General features: G+C 66.0%; 15 protein-coding genes. 8 read left to right on the forward strand and 7 right to left on the reverse strand.

The features are described from left to right. The first annotated feature begins 33 nt into the window (after positions 1–33). Genes HF877_RS21655 through HF877_RS15365 form a run of 3 tightly spaced genes read left to right on the forward strand, consistent with a single transcriptional unit; the run spans position 34 to position 3601 of the window. Positions 34–972, forward strand: a complete 939-nt coding sequence (locus HF877_RS21655) for an ABC transporter ATP-binding protein (protein WP_346765184.1) — start codon at positions 34–36, stop codon at positions 970–972. Continuing rightward, entirely contained in the window at positions 962–2080 is a 1119-nt protein-coding gene (locus tag HF877_RS15360) for an ABC transporter ATP-binding protein (protein WP_169622054.1), read from the forward strand. Before HF877_RS21655 ends, HF877_RS15360 begins: the two co-directional genes overlap by 11 nt. A 27-nt stretch (positions 2081–2107) precedes the next feature. Next, positions 2108–3601, forward strand: a complete 1494-nt coding sequence (locus tag HF877_RS15365; RefSeq protein WP_169622055.1) for an MFS transporter — start codon at positions 2108–2110, stop codon at positions 3599–3601. 37 nt (positions 3602–3638) lie between these two features. Here HF877_RS15365 and HF877_RS15370 read toward each other — a convergent pair whose 3' ends face one another. The 4 genes from HF877_RS15370 to HF877_RS15385 are packed head-to-tail and all read right to left on the reverse strand — an operon-like array spanning position 3639 to position 8151. Then, positions 3639–3926, reverse strand: coding sequence for a DUF3263 domain-containing protein (locus tag HF877_RS15370; RefSeq protein WP_169622056.1), 288 nt, complete (start codon positions 3924–3926; stop codon positions 3639–3641). Between the two features lie 43 nt (positions 3927–3969). Further along, on the reverse strand, positions 3970–5397 hold the full coding sequence (locus tag HF877_RS15375; RefSeq protein WP_169622057.1) for a FadD3 family acyl-CoA ligase: 1428 nt from the start codon (positions 5395–5397) through the stop codon (positions 3970–3972). Then, positions 5394–6575, reverse strand: a complete 1182-nt coding sequence (locus HF877_RS15380) for an amidohydrolase family protein (RefSeq protein WP_169622058.1) — start codon at positions 6573–6575, stop codon at positions 5394–5396. The genes HF877_RS15375 and HF877_RS15380 overlap by 4 nt, the downstream gene beginning before the upstream one ends. 28 nt (positions 6576–6603) lie before the next feature. After that, entirely contained in the window at positions 6604–8151 is a 1548-nt protein-coding gene (locus tag HF877_RS15385; protein ID WP_169622059.1) for an AMP-binding protein, read from the reverse strand. Between the two features lie 132 nt (positions 8152–8283). Here HF877_RS15385 and HF877_RS15390 point away from each other — a divergent pair, with 132 nt between their 5' ends. Both HF877_RS15390 and HF877_RS15395 read left to right on the forward strand, forming a co-directional pair. Beyond that, a complete protein-coding gene (locus HF877_RS15390; protein WP_169622060.1) occupies positions 8284–9000 on the forward strand; it encodes an enoyl-CoA hydratase/isomerase family protein in 717 nt (238 codons plus the stop codon). Between the two features lie 310 nt (positions 9001–9310). Continuing rightward, the gene (locus HF877_RS15395) at positions 9311–10042 is read left to right on the forward strand and encodes a M23 family metallopeptidase (protein ID WP_296550747.1); all 732 of its coding nucleotides are present in this window, start codon (positions 9311–9313) and stop codon (positions 10040–10042) included. A gap of 55 nt (positions 10043–10097) precedes the next feature. Here the strand turns inward: HF877_RS15395 and HF877_RS15400 are convergent, their stop codons facing one another. Then, complete coding sequence (locus HF877_RS15400) at positions 10098–12068, reverse strand: M13 family metallopeptidase (protein ID WP_169622062.1); 1971 nt, start codon at positions 12066–12068, stop codon at positions 10098–10100. 140 nt (positions 12069–12208) lie between these two features. Between HF877_RS15400 and HF877_RS15405 the strand changes: the two genes are divergently transcribed. Further along, positions 12209–13393: a serine hydrolase domain-containing protein gene (locus HF877_RS15405; RefSeq protein ID WP_169622063.1), complete on the forward strand. Its 1185-nt coding sequence runs from the start codon at positions 12209–12211 to the stop codon at positions 13391–13393. A gap of 34 nt (positions 13394–13427) precedes the next feature. Here HF877_RS15405 and HF877_RS15410 read toward each other — a convergent pair whose 3' ends face one another. Together HF877_RS15410 and HF877_RS15415 are read right to left on the reverse strand one after the other, a co-directional pair. Further along, positions 13428–14357, reverse strand: coding sequence for a PaaI family thioesterase (locus tag HF877_RS15410; protein ID WP_169622064.1), 930 nt, complete (start codon positions 14355–14357; stop codon positions 13428–13430). An 84-nt stretch (positions 14358–14441) separates the two neighbouring features. Beyond that, a complete protein-coding gene (locus HF877_RS15415) occupies positions 14442–15476 on the reverse strand; it encodes a sigma-70 family RNA polymerase sigma factor (protein WP_169622065.1) in 1035 nt (344 codons plus the stop codon). 248 nt (positions 15477–15724) lie between these two features. Between HF877_RS15415 and HF877_RS15420 the strand changes: the two genes are divergently transcribed. Together HF877_RS15420 and HF877_RS15425 are read left to right on the forward strand one after the other, a co-directional pair. Further along, positions 15725–17143 carry an AarF/ABC1/UbiB kinase family protein gene (locus tag HF877_RS15420; protein WP_346765193.1) on the forward strand — a complete coding sequence of 473 codons (1419 nt, stop codon included), beginning with the start codon at positions 15725–15727 and terminating at the stop codon, positions 17141–17143. 109 nt (positions 17144–17252) lie between these two features. Continuing rightward, positions 17253–18062 (forward strand): crotonase/enoyl-CoA hydratase family protein, encoded by an 810-nt coding sequence (locus HF877_RS15425; RefSeq protein WP_169622067.1) that lies wholly within the window; start codon positions 17253–17255, stop codon positions 18060–18062. Positions 18063–18075 lie beyond the last annotated feature (13 nt).

Here is an 18075-nt window from a genome sequence, read left to right on the forward strand (position 1 = left end):
TACATCGGTACGCCGCGTGGCACCGTCCGTGCAGTGGACGACGTGTCGCTCGACCTGGATTCCGGACAGGCGCTGGGTATCGTCGGCGAGTCCGGCTCCGGCAAATCGGTGATGGCCCGCGCGATCATGGGGCTCATGCCTCCGCGTTCGGGTCGATCCGGCCACGTGACGTTCAGGGGCCGTGACCTGCTGTCCCTGACGAAGAAGGAGAAGCTGGAGATCTGGGGAAACCAGATCGCCATGGTTTTCCAGGACCCGGGGCGTTCGCTCAACCCGGTGGTCAAGGTCGAGCGTCAGCTCACCGAGGGGATGCGGCGGCATCTCGGGGTGAGCCGGTCCGAAGCGCGGACCCGAGCGTTGAAGCTTCTCGAAGAAGTAGGCGTTCCGGACCCCGAACGACGGCTGGGCAACTATCCCCACGAGATGTCCGGCGGTATGCGCCAGCGCGTGATGCTCGCGATCGCGCTGGCATGTGAACCGGATCTGCTCATCGCGGACGAGCCGACCACCGCCCTCGACGTCACCGTGCAACGGCAGATCCTGGACCTGCTCCGCCGCGTCCAACGCGACCGGGACATGTCGATGATGCTCATCAGCCACGACCTCGCCGTCGTCGCCGGTCGCACGGACCGCGTGGCGGTGATGTACGCGGGACGGCTCGCGGAGGTGGGATCCACCCGAGAGGTGTTCGATGCGCCGATGCATCGCTACACCCACGCGCTCCTGGGGGCGACACCGACGATCGATCACGAGCGGCACGCACCGCTGCGCCTGATCGAGGGGTCGCTACCCGATCCCACCGATCCGCCTCAGGGGTGCCGATTCGCGCCGCGCTGCACCCATGTTGCGGACGAGTGCACCGTCGCGCCGATCGATCTCGAATCGGTCGGTATCGACCATGAGGTCGCATGTCTGCGTCCCGTCGTTCCGGCGGTCGGCGCTGTATCCGGAGGTGAATCGCATGGCGGGTAGTGGTACCGCTCATCTGCGGGGCGAAGAGGCCCTGCTCAGTGTTCAGGATCTCGTGGTGGAGTACCCGACGGATGCCGGCACCGTACAGGCGGTGTCGAAGATCAGCTTCGACGTACTGGCCGGCGAGACGCTGGGAATCGTCGGCGAATCGGGATGCGGCAAGTCGACGACCGGCCGCGCCGTCCTCCGGCTCGACAGGGTGACGTCGGGGCGAATCCGCTTCGGAGAAGAGTGGATCGAGGGTGCGAGCGAAAAGCACATGCGTTCGCTCCGCCGGGATATGCAGATGATCTTCCAGGACCCGGTGTCCTCGCTCAATCCCCGCCGCGCCGTCAAGGACATCGTGGTCGAGGGGATGACCATTGCGGGCGCGTCGTCCGAGTCACGCGAGAAGGCCTCGGCGTCGGTTCTCGAGCAGGTCGGTCTCCCGGGCGACCGATTCGCGAACGTGCTCCCACGGCAGTTGTCCGGGGGACAGGCGCAGCGCGTGGCGATCGCGCGGGCGCTCGCGCTCGAGCCGAGGCTCCTCATTTGCGATGAACCTGTGTCGGCCCTGGACGTTTCGGTGCAAGCGCAGATCCTCAACCTCATCGAGGAACTGAAGACGAAGTTCGCTCTGACGGTGGTGTTCATCGCCCACGATCTCGGGGTGGTACGCACCGTCAGCGACAACGTGATGGTCATGTACCTCGGCAAGGTGTGTGAATTCGGTGATTCGATCGAGATCTACGATGATCCCGCTCATCCGTACACGCGTGCCCTACTCGATTCGGTTCCCCTGACCGATCCCGAGAAAGCGTTTGCAGGGCCGGCTCTGGCGGGCGACGTACCGTCGCCCCTTGCGCCTCCGACGGGATGCCGGTTCAGGACCCGCTGCCCGAAGGCCCAGGATCGTTGCGCCGAGGAAGAACCCGAGATGCGGGAGGTACGGCCGGGACAGTTTGCGGCGTGCCACTTCCCGTTGCCGTCGGTCACGGGACGGAAGAACCTTTTCGAGACGGTGGAGTCCGAACCGGCCGAGACGGAAGCCGTGGAGATCGAAACGGGGGACACCGAAAGGGGCGACACTGAAACGGGCGACACCGAACTGGTGAACGCCGATGGGTGACGGTGGTTCCCGGAGCACCGGGCGCCTGTGAATGCCGTAGTGCCGGCCGTCCGGACCGGTCCGACCATCTGGGTGCTGGTCTTTGCCGGAATCGTCACCACGCTGATGTCCACGTTGGTGATTCCGCTCCTCGTCGACTTGCCGGAACTACTCGGAACAAGTCCCGCGAATGCGTCCTGGGTCGTCACGGTGACCTTGTTGTCCGGAGCGGTCGCCACCCCCGTGACCGGCCGGCTGGGCGACATGTACGGCGCACGACGGATCCTGCTGCTGTGCACGGTGCCGCTGATCCTCGGGTCGTTCCTGTGTGCGATGTCGTCGAGCCTGGCACCCATGCTCGTCGGACGCGCACTGCAGGGCGCAGGATTCGGCATCGTTCCGCTCGGTATCAGCGCACTGCGCTCGCTGGTCCCTCCCGAGCGCCTGGGATCGGCGATCGCACTGATGAGTTCGTCGCTGGGCATCGGCGGAGCACTCGGACTTCCGGTCGCCGCAATCGTCGCGCAGACCACGAGCTGGCGAATGTTGTTCTGGGGAGTCGGAATCCTCAGCGTGGTGATGGCGATCCTCATCGCATGGGTCGTACGGGACACACCGGCGAACGAGCACAGGGGCAAGTTCGACGGATTCGGCGCGTTCGGTCTGTCGGTGGCACTGGTATGCCTGTTGCTCGCGGTGTCCAAAGGCGGTGACTGGGGATGGACCGCGGGACTGACCTTGACGCTGCTCGCGGTGTCCATCGTGGTGCTTCTCGGCTGGGGCCGTTGGGAGCTTCGAGCCGACAGTCCTCTGGTGGACCTCCGGGTGGCGATGGGCAACCGGGTGCTCGTGACCAATATCGTCACCATCCTGATCGGCTTCTCGATGTACTTCCAGGCCTTGCTCGTCCCTCAGATCCGGGTGCTGCCCGAGTCCACGGGATACGGCCTGGGGCAATCGATGATCGTCATGGGACTCTGGTGTGCGCCCGCCGGCCTGCTGATGATGGTGATCTCACCACTGGGCGCACGCCTCACGACCGCGCGTGGTCCCCGGACGACGCTCTGCACCGGTTGCCTGATGATGGCCGCGGCATACGGTTCGTCGCTGTTCATGATGGGATCGACCTGGGGACTGCTGGTGATCACCTGTTGCATCGCTGCGGGAATCGGGCTGGCCTACGGTGCAATTCCGACTCTGCTCATGGGAGCGGTGCCGCTGACGGAGGTCTCGTCCGCGAACAGCGTCAACACGTTGCTGCGTTCGCTGGGCAGTACGGTGTCCGCAGCGGTCGCGGGAGTCGTCCTGGCACAGATGAGCATCATGTTCGCGGGCAACACGATTCCCACAGAGAACGGATTTCTCGTGGGCATGCTGATCGGTGGCGCCGCGGCACTTGTCGCGGCGCTCGCCACCGTGGCGATCCGCGGAGCGCAACCCGGCGGTACGGAGACCCCGGTTCCCGGCATCGCGGCACAGTCGCCGGCTGATGCCTCGTCGCGCTCCGCGGTCACCGGCCCGGGGGCAGCGTCCGCACGGTGAGTGCGTCGAGCAGAGAATGTGTCAGGCAGAGAATGTGTCAGGCAGAGAGCTTACTGAGGGGATGCTCCGACGACACGCGACGCGGTCGCGCCCGGTCGCCGGACCGGATATCGATCGTGCTGAGGCGGTCGTCGCAGATCCGGACGAGGTCCGTGAGGACCTGCGGGTCGAGCCGGTTCCAGCGGTGTTTGGTCAGGAGCCTGCGTAGCCGATGGAAATAGTCCTCGGGGGATATCCCGAAGGTGACGAAGATGTCTTCGTCGGGCCCGCCGTTCCAGTGGCGCCACTTTACGGCGAAGGCGAGTAGTGCAGCTTCATCGGTCATCGCGCCGTCTCCTTCTATTGTAGGGGTGTGGATGCACTGCGCATCAACGCAATTGGTCCTTCATGACTTTGCCCGTCGCGTTCAGTGGCAGGGCTTCGAGATACTCGATGGCCCGAGGGGCCTTGAACCCGGCCATTCGCTCCCGGCTCCAGGCGAGCAACTCCTCCGGCGGTACCGGATTCGCCGACACGACGAATGCCTTTGCGACCTGTCCGAGGCGCTCATCCGGGATACCGATCACGGCGACCTGGTCGACGGCCGGGTGTTCGAGCAGGAACCCCTCGATTTCCGCGGGATATGCATTGAAGCCACCGACTATGAACATGTCTTTCTTTCGGCCGACGATCCGCAGGCGGCCGTCGTCGTCCAGCGTCCCGAGATCTCCGGTATGCAACCAGCCTTCGAGGTCGACAGCTTCCGAGGTTGCCTCCGGATCGTCGAAATAGCCCTGCATGACATTGTAGCCACGGATGAGCACTTCTCCGTCGTCCGCAATGCGGACTTCTATTCCCTCACAAGGAATCCCGACCGTGGTGGCGATTTGTTCGAAAGTGTCGCCGGGCCGGGACGCCGTGGCCGTACCGGCTTCGCTCAGCCCGTACCCGGTCATGATGGTTCGAAACGGCAGTTCGTTGCTGATACGCCGGATCAGATCGACGGGGATGTCTGCCGACCCGGTCACCGCTGCACGCAACGACGAGAGGTCCCGTGTGCCCTGTGCGGCCAGAAGGGACTGGTAGAGCGTCGGTGGGCCCGGAAGTACGGTGACCCGTTCGCGTTCGACCAGTTCGAGAACTCTGTCGACATCGAGAACGGGCACCGGGAGTACGGTGGCGCCCCGGATCATCGACGCGATCAGGCCGGCTTTGTAGCCGAACATGTGGAAGAAGGGGTTGACGACCATATATTTGTCGCCCTTGCGGAGATCGGCGAGGTCGCACCACTCCGAGAACATCCGGAGAGTCTGGGTGTGGTTCATCATGACGCCCTTGGAACGTCCGGTGGTTCCCGAGGTGTACATGATGTCGGCGATATCGTTGCCGCTCAGCCTGCGGGCGAAGGGATTTCCGCTCTCCAGGAATCCCGACCTCATATCGAACGTAGGCACTCCTGCCGGCGTCCGGAATTCGGTACCGAGGAAGCCGTTCTGGACGAGCACGGCCTTCGCTCCGCTGCGGCGGATGATGTCGCCGGCCTCATCCTCTTTGTAGCGCGTGTTGACGGGGACGAGGATTCCGCCCGCCGCGAGCAGCCCGAAGGCCGCGACGATCCATTCTGCGGAGTTGGGGGCCCAGATCGCTACCCGGTCACCCTTGTCGATGCCGGCCGCGGCGAATGCTCCTGCGGCCCGGCGGATGCGGGCGGTGAGCTCGGTGAAGGTGAGCCGGAGGTCCCCGTCGACGACCGCTTCGGCATCGCCGAAGCGGTCGTCCGTGCTGAGGACCATCTCGGGGATGGTCCGCCAGGTCATACCTTCAGCAGCCTCGCGAGATTGCCACCCATGACCAGCTTCTGATCCTCGAGGGGAAGATGCTGGATGTGGTCGATGTAGCTGGTCGGCTCGGCCAGTCCCTCGGGGTGGGGGTAGTCGGACCCGAAGAGCACGCGCTCGGCACCGATGAGGGCCGTCAGCTTGCTGAAGTCCTCTTCCCAGAACGGGCTGACGTGGATGCTCTTCTTGATCGCTGCGACCGGGTCCTGCATGCCGAAGCCCTCGGGGGCCTTCTTGTAGACGTCGGCGAGGGTCTGCAGCACGTGCGGCAGCCAGGACGCGCCGTTCTCGATGACTGCGATCCGCAGCTCGGGGAATCGGAACAGTGCACCGTGGCAGACCCACGACGCCACGGCATCCTGAATCGGACGCCATTCGCTGACCATGCGGAACGCGTTCGTGACGAACGGGAGCATTTCTTCGCCCGTGCCGTCCCATTCCTGGTTGTACCGTGCGTAGCCACTGTCGGACGAGTGCTGGGTGACCAGGACGTCGAGTTCGACGACGCGCTTCCAGAACGGATCGAACTCCGGGAGCGCGAACGAGCGCGGACCCTTGTAGCCGGGAACCGGTGCGGGCCGGACGAGGATCGCCTTCGCGCCGCGCTCGACACACCACTCGAGCTCTTCGATCGCCTTGTCGACGATCGGCAGGCTGATGACCGGGACGGTGAAGATGCGGTCCTTGTAGTTGAATCCCCAGGTCTCGTACAGCCACTGGTTGAGTGAGTGGACGACCGCGTGGATCAGCTCGGGGTTGTCGCGCATGCGCTCTTCGACGAGGCTGGCCAGCGTCGGGAACATCAGAGTGCGGTCGATCTGGAGTTCGTCCATGAGCTCGAGACGCGCAGCGGGTTCACGGAAGGCGTCGATCGACTTCATCGGCTTGCCGAAGATCTCCCGCTTGCTCTTGCCCTCGGGATTGCCGTTCTTGAAGTAGTCCTCCATCGCTCCGGGACGAGCGACCACCTCGAAGGTGGGGTTGGGGATGTACTCGCTGATCTGATTGCGGATCGCGATCTTCGTGCGGCCGTCGACCTGCACGTACTTGATGGCGCCCTTGTACTTCTCCGGGAGGAACTTGGTGAGGGCTTCCTCGGTCTCGTACAGGTGGTTGTCCGCATCGAACAGCGGATACGGCAATTCTTTCGGTGACATAGATCCTCCTTCTCCTGTTGTGAGAATACTATTCTCTTCCGCGGGAGGCCGCAATATCCCCGCGCACCCGGAACTTCTGGATCTTGCCGCTCGCGGTGCGGGGGAACTCCGTCACTTCGTGCAGTTCCTCGGGCCACTTCTGCTTCGCGATACCCGAGGCCCGGAAGTGTTCGCGCAACTCGTCGAGCGTGGGCATCGCGTGCCCCGGATGAAGCCTCAGTACGGCCGCAGCATGTTCACCCAGGCGCTCGTCGGGGGCGGAGACGACCGCGGCCTCCGCAACCGACGGAAGCGTGAGCAGTACTTCTTCCACCTCGAGGGCGCTGATGTTCTCGCCGCCCCGGATGATGAAGTCGGCCTTACGGTCGGTGATCGTCAGGAAGCCGTCGTCGTCCAGCACCCCGATGTCGCCCGTGTGGTACCACCCGTCCTCGTCGAACATGCGGGCAGTGAGTTCGGGGTCGGTGTAGCCCATGCAGAGATCCGGTCCGCGGCTCAGGATCTCGCCGTCCTCGGTGAGGCGGATCTCGACTCCCGGTGAGACGCAGCCGTCGGTGAAGAGCCGCTTGTCGACGGGATGGGTCACCAGCGAACTCGTGATCGACGGATGCTCGGTGCTCCCGTACGCCCGGAACACGGTGATCCCGAGCGAGTCGAGCCGGCGGGTCACCGCGGCCGGAACTGTCGAGCCGCCGAGACCGGCGTACTTCATGTACTTCAGGTGCCGGCCGGGATCGAAGTCCGGGTGATCGAGGAGGCTGGTGACGAAATAGGTCGCGCCGCCGCCGATGACCAGGCCGTCGCTCTCCATGAGTTCGATTGCGCGAGCGGGGTTCCACACGTCGAGCAGGTTGATGGGGGAGTTGTCGAGCAGAGGGATCAGGAAGGCATTGACCATGCCGATGAAGTGCCCCACCGGTGCGCCTGTGAGCTGCGTGCCCCGGTCGGCGGGATAGCGGGCGGCGAGTTGCCGCGTCTCGAATCCGAGGGTGCGGTGGCTGTGGACCACGCCTTTGGGATCACTCGTGGTGCCGGAGGTGAAGGCGAGCAGTGCCGGCGCCGCGGGGTCGGTGGGGAGAACGCCTTCGAAGGGTTCGGCGTCGAGCAGGTCGTCGAAATCGCGCCCGACCACGCCGACGATCGGGATGTCGGCGCAGAGGTCGGGCTGGTACTCGGTGTACCCGAACCGCTCGGCGCACACGAAGACCTTGGGCGAGGACTCGCGCAGGATGAACCCGAGTTCCTTGCGGCCGTAGAAGTGCACGATCGGCACCACGGTCGCGCCGAGGAAGGACGTCGCCCAGAAGACGGCGGCCGCTTCCATCCAGTTCGGCAACTGGAACGCCACCACGTCACCGGGGCCGACGCCGCGCCGGCGCAGGCCTGCAGCGAGACGACGCGCGACGATTTCGACCTCACCGACTGTTCCCGACCAGGGCCGCACGTCGGAGTGGACCCGGAACTCGATGTCCGGGGCGGCCTTCAGGCCACGAGCCAGCATGTCGCCGATGGTCTCGCGTGTCCACCACCCTTCGTGCTCGTAGCGTTCGACCAATTCGGGGGGCAACTGCCGCATCGTGGGAGCTCCAAGGTCAAGGGGTGAGACCGCTCTGCCGTGCGTCGCAGCGCTCGGAGTCGGCTTCGGTCATATGCGAGCATGTTATTCTCCGATTTCCAGAATTCCAATATCAATTTGGAGAACAGAGCTATGGTCGATCTCGAACTCGAAGACGGACTGGCGATTGTCACGATCGATCGCCCCCACGCCCGCAACGCGATTGCGCCCGAGACCATGGACCAGCTCGAGAAGGTTCTCGACGCCGCTGCCGGCGCGCGTGCGCTGGTCATTCGAGGTGCGGGCGACAAGGCTTTCGTATCGGGCGGTGATCTCAAGGAACTGGCAAAACTGCGCACCCATGAGGAGGCCGCCGAGATGGCGCGCCAGATGCGGGCGATCTGTGATCGGATCGCGGAGTTCCCCGCGCCCGTCGTTGCGGCACTGAACGGGCATGCGCTCGGCGGGGGTGCCGAGGTCGCGGTGGCCGCGGATATCCGGGTCGCCGCCGACGACATCAGGATCGGGTTCAATCAGTCCACGCTCGCGATCATGCCCGCGTGGGGTGGGGCAGAACGGCTCGCGTCGCTCGTGGGCAGGGGCAGAGCTCTGATGCTGGCGGGTTCCGGCACCATCCTCCGTGCCGAAGAAGCCGAGCGAGTGGGACTCGTCGATCGTGTCCTCCCGCGCGAGACGTTCGACGAAGGGTGGCGCGCGCTCGGCCGCGCGCTCGCCAACGACTCGTCCGCGTCGATCAAACGAGTGATGAACGGGGCGACTCCGGCCGAAGCCGTCGACGCCTTCGCTCGCCTGTGGGTAGCCGACGCGCACTGGGAAGCAGCCGAAAAAGTGATGAATCGGGCGCGCTGAAACCTCTTGGACGCGTGACCTCGGTCACTTTTCGGCCGAAACCTCCGAGACCTCGCGAACCGACTGAGGTTTGTGTGACTGGAGAGATCTCTTTTTCGTAACCTGGGCCACTTTTTACAACGATCGTGTCAAGACGCCGCGCCGGAAATCCGTAAAATCGGCGCTATCGTGATGATCTCGTAATCAGTTCGTTATCAGGGGACGACCAAGAGGGATCGCAGCTTTGTCACACACTTCGGAACACCTCGACCACGCCACCCGTGCATCCCACGGCCTCACCACGGCCGCACGTGTCGGCCGTTGGGCAGCCGTGGTCCTCGTGACCGGTGCCGTCACCGCCGGCGGAACCACAGCGGCGAACGCCGCGGGCGGACCGTCCCGCCTGGAGACCGGCCCGGCATGGACGGGCATCGCGACGACCGCACTGTCCACCGCACCCCAGGTCCTCACTGTCCCCGGGTTCGAGTCCACCGACTACGCCGAGAAGTTGCGGCGTGCGTCGGAGCGTGACGCACAGCGGATCGCCGACGAAGCCGCCGCCCTCCAGGCCGAGGCCGATCGTATCGCGCACGAGGAAGCCGATCGGCTCGCCCGCGAGGCAGCCGAACAGGCCGCACGCGAAGAGGCCGCGCGTCGCCCCGCACTGGCGTTCCCCGCCGCGGGCACTCTCACCTCCGGCTTCGGCGCGCGGTGGGGCACCAACCACAACGGCATCGACATCGCCAACTCGATCGGTACCCCCATCGTGTCGGTGACCGACGGTGTCGTGATCGAGACCGGCCCGGCCACGGGATTCGGACTGTGGGTTCGCATCGCTCAGGACGACGGAACGATCGGAGTGTTCGGGCACATCGACCAGTCCCTGGTCTCGGTCGGTCAGCACGTGCGTGCCGGCGACGTGATCGCGACGATGGGTAACCGCGGCCAGTCCACCGGACCGCACCTCCACTACGAAGTGTGGCTGCCCAACGGCGTCAAGACCGACCCCATCCCGTGGTTCCACGCGCGCGGCGTCCCGGTGCCCAGCTCGCACCTCGGCTGACGACACCACGAAAGCCCCCATGTTCGGAAAGAACATGGGGGCTTTCGCGTATCGATCACCAGATTTTCACGCGCTCCGACGGGTCGAGGTAGAGGCCGTCGCCTTCCCGCACGTCGAACGCCCGGTAGAACTCGTCGATGTTCCGGACGACCCCGTTGCACCGGAACTCGGGCGGCGAATGCGGATCGACGGCGAGTCGGCGGAGCGCCTCTTCGTCGCGGACCTTGGTGCGCCACACCTGAGCCCAGCCGAAGAACACGCGCTGCAGTCCGGTCAGCCCGTCGATGACGGGCGCAGGGCGGCCGTCGAGTGCGATCGCGTACGCCTTCAGGGCGATCGAGAGGCCGCCGAGATCGCCGATGTTCTCGCCGATCGTGAACTTCCCGTTGACGTGATGTCCGGGCAATGCCTTCGGCTCGAACGTGTCGTACTGCGCGATCAGTTGTGCGGTGCGCTTACCGAATTCCTCACGATCCGAGTCGGTCCACCAATTCTCGAGGTTTCCGTCCCCGTCGTACTTGGCACCCTGGTCGTCGAATCCGTGTCCGATCTCGTGCCCGATCACCGCACCGATCCCGCCGTAGTTCGCGGCGTCGTCGGCGTGGAGATCGAAGAACGGGGGCTGCAGAATCGCTGCCGGGAAGACGATCTCGTTCATTCCCGGGTTGTAGTAGGCATTGACCGTCTGCGGGGTCATGAACCACTCGTCACGATCGACCGGACCGCCGAGCTTGGCGAGATCGCGGTCGTACTCCGCGGCATACCCGCTGCGGTAGTTGCCGACGAGGTCGTCGGCAGCGATGGACACCGCCGAATAGTCCCGCCACCTGTCCGGATACCCGACCTTGGGGGTGAACTTGTCGAGCTTGCGCAGTGCCGCCCCACGGGTCTCCGGGCTCATCCACTCGAGGTCGGTGATGCTCTGCCGGTACGCCTCTGTGAGGTTGTCGACGAGCACCTGCATCCGGGTCTTCGCCTCGGCAGGGAAATGCCGCTCGACGTAGATCTTGCCGACGGCCTCACCGAGCAGGTCCTGCACCAGCGACACGCCGCGCTTCCACCGAGCGCGGATCTCCTGAGCGCCGGTGAGTTCGCGTCCGTAGAACGCGAAGTTCTCGTCGACGATTGCCGAGAAAAGGTACGGGGCACGTGCCCGCAGCACCCGCCATGCAGCCCACGCCTTCCAGTCGTCGAGCGACTGGTCGGTCCACAACTGTGTGAACACCTCGAGGAAACTGGGCTGCCGCACGACGATCTCGGACCATTGCCCGGCGGTCGCACCGGTGGCCGTGATCCAGTCCGTCCACTCGAACCCGGGCAGATCGGCGATCAACGATTCGAGCGTGACCAGGTTGTAGGTCAGGTCGGCGTCGCGGCGTGTGACGACATCCCAGTGCCCGGCAGCAAGCGCGGTCTCCAGAGCGACCACCCGCGCAGGGTCGTGGTCGAGGCCGGCGAGGGTGAACATACGGCCGATGTGCCCGGTGTACGAGTCGCGGATGGCGGCGTACCGCTCCTCCCGGTAGTACGACTCGTCGGGAAGGCCGAGTCCGCCCTGCGCGACGTGGATCAGATAACGCTGCGAGTTCTTCGAGTCGGTGTCCACGTAGTGCGCGAGCGCCCCGCTGACACCGACTCGCTGAAGTTCGCCGAGGACCGACGCGAGTGCAGCGCGATCGGGCGCGCCCGCGATCGCAGCCAGTTCCGCGGAGATCGGAGCCATGCCCGCGGCCTCGATCGAATCGATATCCATGAAACTCGCAAACAGGTCACCGATCTTCTGCGCATCGGTGCCGGGTTCGGCGCTCGACGCCGCAGCCTCCTCGATGATCGACCGGACGTCGACCTCGGCTTTGTCGGCGAGCGTGCGGAACGCGCCGTCGAGAGCGCGATCGGCCGGAATCTCGTGTTCGGCGAGCCATCGCCCGCTGACGTGCTCGAACAGGTCGTCCTGGGGCCGGACGTGCTCGTCGACATGTTCGAGATCGATGCCGGAGCGGATCTCCGAATGTGGCGCGATGGTCATGGGCTCCATCCTTACACCGATTCCCCGGGAGGTGCAGACGCCCACCCGAACGCGGAGAACCTCCACGCCCGTGGTGCGCGGCTCCTACGATCGTGCGGGGGACAGCGGTTCGCGACGGTAGCGCTAGGAGCACGGGTGGCATGACCGAGAACGACATACCGGCCACGCAGATGGTGGTCGACCCGCGCTTCATGCCGGTCGCGGATCAGTTCTTCCGGATGTTCTTTTCGCCCGGTCAAGGTGGCGGTGCACTGACGTGTTACCTGCACGGCGAATGCGTTCTCGACATCTGGGCCGGGTGGGCCGCCCGCGACAAGCGGTGGAAACGGGACACGGTGGTGCTGTCCTTCTCGACGGGGAAGGGAGTCGCCAGCACGGTTCTCCACCGCCTCGCCGAGCGAGGGCTCGTCAAGTACGACAGCCCCGTGGCGCAGTATTGGCCGGAGTTCGCCGCCGCAGGCAAGGACGCCATCACCGTTCGTGAGCTGATGTCCCACCGCGCCGGGCTGCACAAGGCGCGGGGACTCGTTCCGGGGCGCTTCGGGTTGCTCGACTCCGAGGCCGTCGCTGCCGCGCTCGCCGCCGCGCCGCCGGACGCGCGTCGATTGGCCGGACCCGGCTATCACGCCGTCACCTACGGAAACCTCGTTGCGGAGGTAGCGGCGCGCGCGTCCGGGAAATCGTTCGAGGAACTCGTCCGCACCGAAATTGCCGAGCCGCTCGGAATGGATGAGTTCTGGTACCGGGTGCCGCAGGACCAGCGTCATCGCATCGCGCGAGTCTTCCCCAAGATCAATTTTCTGCCCGCCCCGTGGGCCACCGCAGGCGCGGTACTCGCCAGGACACCCGGTCTGCGTGGAATCGCCGAGGCCGGCATGGCCGAGGGATTCGACGAGTTGATGCGAAGCCCCCGGGCGCACGATTCCGTGATGCCGGGCTGGAACGGCGTTTTCACCGCCCGGGCGCTGGCCCGGATGTACGCGGCCATCGCCTGCGGCGGGGCGATCGACGATGTCCGCTTCCTGGAGGAAGACACCGTCCGGCAGTTGACCGAGGTTCAGACCCGAGGCCGCGATTACGTACTCGGAATCCGGGCCAACTGGCGTCTCGGGTATCACCCGGGCTGGGTTGCCTCGAGGCATCAGCCGCTCCGATCCGTGGGTCACTACGGCTTCGGCGGGTCCGGGGCCTTCGCCGATCCCGAGACGGGACTGTCGGTCGCGTTCGTCACGAATCGGCTGGGTAACACGTTCACGACAATCTCCGACGGGCGTTTCCCCCGCCTCGGCGCGACAGCCGTGGCGGCGGCACGCCGAGCCGGGTGATCACACGGTCCCGGTCCTGGCGACGCCGTACCGCCTAGACGCCGGGGAAGAGCTGAGCGTTCGCGCGGGCACGCACATACACGGTGCCGTCCGCACCGCAGATCACCGTCTCGATCGAGGCGAGGCGGCGCCCGGCGCGGGTTACCTCCGACTTGATCTGCACGGCAGGGCCCGGTGCGGCAGGGGAACGCAGATAGTCGGCACTGATCTGGAGAAGCCGGTATCGGCCGCCGACGCCGGTGAGGGTCTGTGCGGCCAGACCGGACACGATCTCCGCCATCGACATGAGCACGCCGCCGTGGACGGAGGCGATCGGATTGGCCATCCATGCGAGCGGGACGATCTCGCCCTGCACCGTGCCGTGCTCGACGGCGGTGAGGGTCAGTCCCAGTAGTTCCGCCAACGGGCCACGGGGCACGGTCTCCGCGGCGATACCGGCGACGATCTCGAGACCACCCAGTTCGGCGAGTACGCCGGGGTCCGCGCACGGCCCGGGCTCGGTGCCGGTGGCAGCGGCGTGAGTGACATCCGGCGCGCGAAGTGCGTCGGACGGTGCGCGTCCCACCACGATCGACCGTCCGGTCAGGTGCATCACGGGGTTGCCGTCGTCGTCGAACAGGGTCGCTTCTGCCAGTCCGGTGGTGTCGTCGAAGTAGACGCTGCGGCCACGTCCCGAGACTGCCCCCGTGACGGGGAACGGGTGGGCCGTCGACGCGGTGATCTGGGACATCACGGACTGTGGTCGTTCACCGGTGGCGTGCAACCGCGCGACTGCGACAGCCGCACCCACGGACACGTCGGTGAGCACACCGACCGAGCCGATGGTCGTCTGTCCACGGTGGTCGAGGTAGCGGGGACCGACGGGCTGCGATACCGCTATCTCGTTGTCGCCTGTGATCGACAGGCCGATGCCTGTGAACGTGGTGGGTCGGTCGAGCGGGAACGGCGCCGCGTCGGTGATCATGTCCCCTTCTCTATCAGGGGCACCGATCACCGGGTGTCTCGGGTAGCCGCTGCGCGCGGTCGGGGCACGGTGCGGAAATGTGTCTCAGCTTCGGGTCGTCGGGAACGCCGGCAGGCCGAACCGGGCAAACAGGGCGGTGGTGTCATCGGCGAAGAAGGCCGTGGCATGCGCGACTTTCCCGCCGACAATGTCGAGAACCTGGAGCTGAAAAGGGCGGTGCACGCCGTCCTCCCCGCGCATGTAGAGCCCGAGCGCAGGCTGACCGTTTGCGGTTGTGGGCAGCATGACCTGGTCGCCGGGGCCCTTCGCCGGACAATTGAGCTTGATGAGGGTGACGATGGCGTCGGCGCCCTGGTACCAGCCGTCGAACGGCGGCATCTCCCAGATCGCGTCCTTCGTGAGCATGTCGACGAGCGAGTCGATGTCGTACTTCTCGAACCCTTCGACCCACCGCTCCACGAGGGCCTTGGCCTCCGCGCTCTCGGGTTCGGTCGGCCGATCGGACGTGACCTGAGCATCTTTCAACTGCGCGCGGGCACGCTGGAGCAGACTGTTGACCGCGGCTGTCGACGTGTCGAGCGCCGTGGCAACCTCGGCCGCGCGCCACTGCAGGACATCGCGCAGCAGGAGCACCGCGCGTTGCCGTGCGGACAGATGCTGCAGCGCCGCGACGAAGGCGAGCCGGATCGAATCGCGCGACGCGACGATCGTTGCCGGATCGGACGGATCGTCGGTCCGCCCGTCGTCGGTGTAGGTGCCGGGGATGGGTTCGAGCCAGGGAACCTCTTGGCGGACCACGAGATCGTCTGCGGGGTCGGAACTGGGCGCACCGAGACCGGTGGGCAGCGGACGGCGTTTCCGACCCTCGAGCGCAGTGAGACAGACGTTGGTCGCGATGCGGTGCAACCATGTGCGCAGCGACGAGCGACCGCCGAAATTGTCGTACCCGCGCCATGCTCGGAGATACGTTTCCTGCACGAGGTCTTCGGCATCGTGGAGCGACCCGCTCATGCGGTAACAATGGGCGAGAAGCTCGCGCCGGAACGGCTCGGCCAGCCCCATGAAATCGGTCTCGTCGGCGACAGCGCCGGGGGGACCGGGGAGAAGTTGTTCTGCCATACCGCACCCACTCCGATTCGTCGGCCCGAACGACTACCCGTCAAAGGGTAGTCGTGGGTACCGACACAGAACACCCTGAGAAATACCCTGAGAAATACCCCGAGAACTCACGTTCGAGCGTTCGTGCCTCTCGATCCTGGGCACCTCTCCGGGTACCGTGCTCACAGCCGCGCCGTCGGGTGCGCGCGTCGGTGAAGGAGTGGGGGCACGCGGTGCAGGATCACACACTGCGCGACCAGGCATCGGAGGTGACCGTGGGGGAGGCGCACCCCTCGCCTCGCGGACCCGTGGGGCCGTGTTCGGGCGGCCCGTCACCCGAGGCCCTGCGGGTGGACCGGCCACCGCTCGACCGATTCGGGCTCGCCGAACTCGGCCGCGCCGTGGTGGTGGGCGTCGTTCTCGTGACGTTCGTGCTGTGGGCGGTACTGCGCTGGGTCGTTCGTCCGCGTGGCCGCGGCGTTGTCGGTGCTGCCGCGCACGGAACGGTCGACGCGTTCGAGCACCTCGGGCCCACCTTCGTGAAGCTCGGCCAGCTGGTCGCCTCGTCGCCGGGGCTGTTCCCGGTCGCTCTCGCGGATGCCTGCCTGCGGATGCTGGACGACGTCCCCACCTTTCCGTCCGCCGAAGCGCGCGCGGTCATCGAAGCGGATCTCGGCCACCCGATCGACGAGATGTTCCTGTCGTTCGAGGACGTGCCGCTCGCCGCGGCTTCCGTCGCGCAGGTACACGGCTGCGTGCTGCGCGACGGACGACGTGCTGTGGTGAAGGTGCAGCGACCGGGGATCGCGCATCGTATGCTCGTCGACCTCCGTGCCGCGTATGTCGGCGCACGAATGTTGCAGGTATTCGAGTTCTTTCGCATCGCGAACACGCCCGCGATCATCCGCGACCTCTACAACGCGACCATGACCGAACTCAACGCCACGGTCGAGGCGGACCGGCAGGACCGGTTCCGGCGCAACATCGCGGCCTTCGGCGACAACAGATTCGTGACGGTCCCCGAGGTGTACTGGGACTGGTGCGGCCCGCGTGTGATCTGCATGGAACGGCTCAGCGGCCGACCGCTCGACCGTGTCGTCCCGGGGCAGGACGGTATCGACACCGCGCTGCTCGTGCGACGGGGAGTGAAGGTGTGGATCGAGGCGGTGCTGTGCCACGGGCCGTTCCACGGGGACGTGCACGCGGGAAATCTCTGGCTCCTCGACGACGGCCGGGTCGCACTGCTCGACTTCGGGATCGTCGGCGAGTTGCCCGAGAAATGGCGCGAGTTGCTCCGCTCGCTGTTCCGGGCCGCACTGCTCGAGGGAGATTTCACCGAGGTGGCCCGCAGTGTGCGGGCGCTGGGTGTGGCGGCGGATCTCGACCTCGACGATGTGGAGGTGGGCCGGCAAGTGGCCGACACCTTCGGGCCGCTGCTCGGCCGGGACATGGGGGAGTTGCGTCTGAGCGAGTTGATCGGCGCTCTTGTGTCGCTGGGCCGCAAATGGAACACCTCGAGCCCCGAGGAACTCGTCCTCTTCGGAAAACAACTCGGGTACTTCGAGCGGTACGCCACGGCGCTCGCGCCCGGTTGGGTCCTGGGCCGGGATCCGTTCGTGTTCCGCAACGTCTTCCCCGACGAAGTTCGCATACGAATTGCCGAATCGGGCATGAGCCTGCCCGACTGACCGGACACCGCTCGGGGTCTTTACAGTCGCGTGCCGTGTCCGTAGTTTAACGATCGTTCGACCAAATCACGGTTCGGGCCACCTCGGCGACGGAAGGACCACGACCCTTATGACGACAGCGCAGGACGTCGTACTCAGTGAGCGCAACGGAAACGTCGTCACGTGGACGATCAACCTTCCCGATGCCCGCAACCCGATCTCGGGCGACGACGTCGTCGAGCGCCTCGTGAATCTGGTCGACGAAGCGAACAACGACATCGAGACCCGCGTGGTGGTCCTCACCGGTGCCGGAAGCGCCTTCTCCGCCGGCGGCAACGTCAAGGACATGGACGAGCGCGCCGGAATGTTCGCGGGCGCGCCGCACGCGCTCCGGGAGGGCTACCGCCGCGGCATCCAGCGGCTGCCCAAAGCGATCTACCACTGCGAGGTACCGATCATCGCTGCCGTCAACGGCCCGGCCGTCGGCGCGGGGTGCGACCTGGCGATGATGTGCGACATGCGAATTGCCTCCACGAAGGCGTTCTTCGCCGAAAGTTTCGTCAAGCTCGGCATCATCCCCGGTGACGGCGGCGCGTGGCTGCTGCCCCGCGCGGTCGGTGCTGCCCGCGCCGCCGAAATGGCGTTCACCGGAGATCGCGTGGACGCCGCGACCGCACTCGAATGGGGCATGGTGTCGCAGGTCGTCGAACCCGAAGAACTGCTCGGGGCGGCGAACGCACTGGCCGCTCGGGTCGCGGTCAATCCGCCGAACGCGCTGCGCATGACGAAAAAGCTTCTCCGCGAGGGCCAGCGCGTGGACCTCGATACCCTGCTCGAACTCTCTGCCTCCCTGCAAGCACTGTCACACCACACCCAAGACCACCGTGAGGCCCTCTCCGCGTTCCTCGAACGCCGCCCGGGCAACTTCACGGGTAACTGACCCGCCTCAGCGC

It is taken from the genome of Rhodococcus sp. BL-253-APC-6A1W (genome assembly GCF_012843405.1).
Taxonomy (GTDB): domain Bacteria; phylum Actinomycetota; class Actinomycetes; order Mycobacteriales; family Mycobacteriaceae; genus Rhodococcus.

Coding starts and splice junctions, on each gene's coding strand:
- HF877_RS15360 (WP_169622054.1), top strand. CDS start 962: ATGGCGGGTAGTGGTACCGCTCATCTGCGGGGCGAAGAGGCCCTGCTC.
- HF877_RS15370 (WP_169622056.1), bottom strand. CDS start 3,926: ATGACCGATGAAGCTGCACTACTCGCCTTCGCCGTAAAGTGGCGCCAC.
- HF877_RS15375 (WP_169622057.1), bottom strand. CDS start 5,397: ATGACCTGGCGGACCATCCCCGAGATGGTCCTCAGCACGGACGACCGC.
- HF877_RS15380 (WP_169622058.1), bottom strand. CDS start 6,575: ATGTCACCGAAAGAATTGCCGTATCCGCTGTTCGATGCGGACAACCAC.
- HF877_RS15385 (WP_169622059.1), bottom strand. CDS start 8,151: ATGCGGCAGTTGCCCCCCGAATTGGTCGAACGCTACGAGCACGAAGGG.
- HF877_RS15390 (WP_169622060.1), top strand. CDS start 8,284: ATGGTCGATCTCGAACTCGAAGACGGACTGGCGATTGTCACGATCGAT.
- HF877_RS15400 (WP_169622062.1), bottom strand. CDS start 12,068: ATGACCATCGCGCCACATTCGGAGATCCGCTCCGGCATCGATCTCGAA.
- HF877_RS15405 (WP_169622063.1), top strand. CDS start 12,209: ATGACCGAGAACGACATACCGGCCACGCAGATGGTGGTCGACCCGCGC.
- HF877_RS15410 (WP_169622064.1), bottom strand. CDS start 14,357: ATGATCACCGACGCGGCGCCGTTCCCGCTCGACCGACCCACCACGTTC.
- HF877_RS15415 (WP_169622065.1), bottom strand. CDS start 15,476: ATGGCAGAACAACTTCTCCCCGGTCCCCCCGGCGCTGTCGCCGACGAG.
- HF877_RS15425 (WP_169622067.1), top strand. CDS start 17,253: ATGACGACAGCGCAGGACGTCGTACTCAGTGAGCGCAACGGAAACGTC.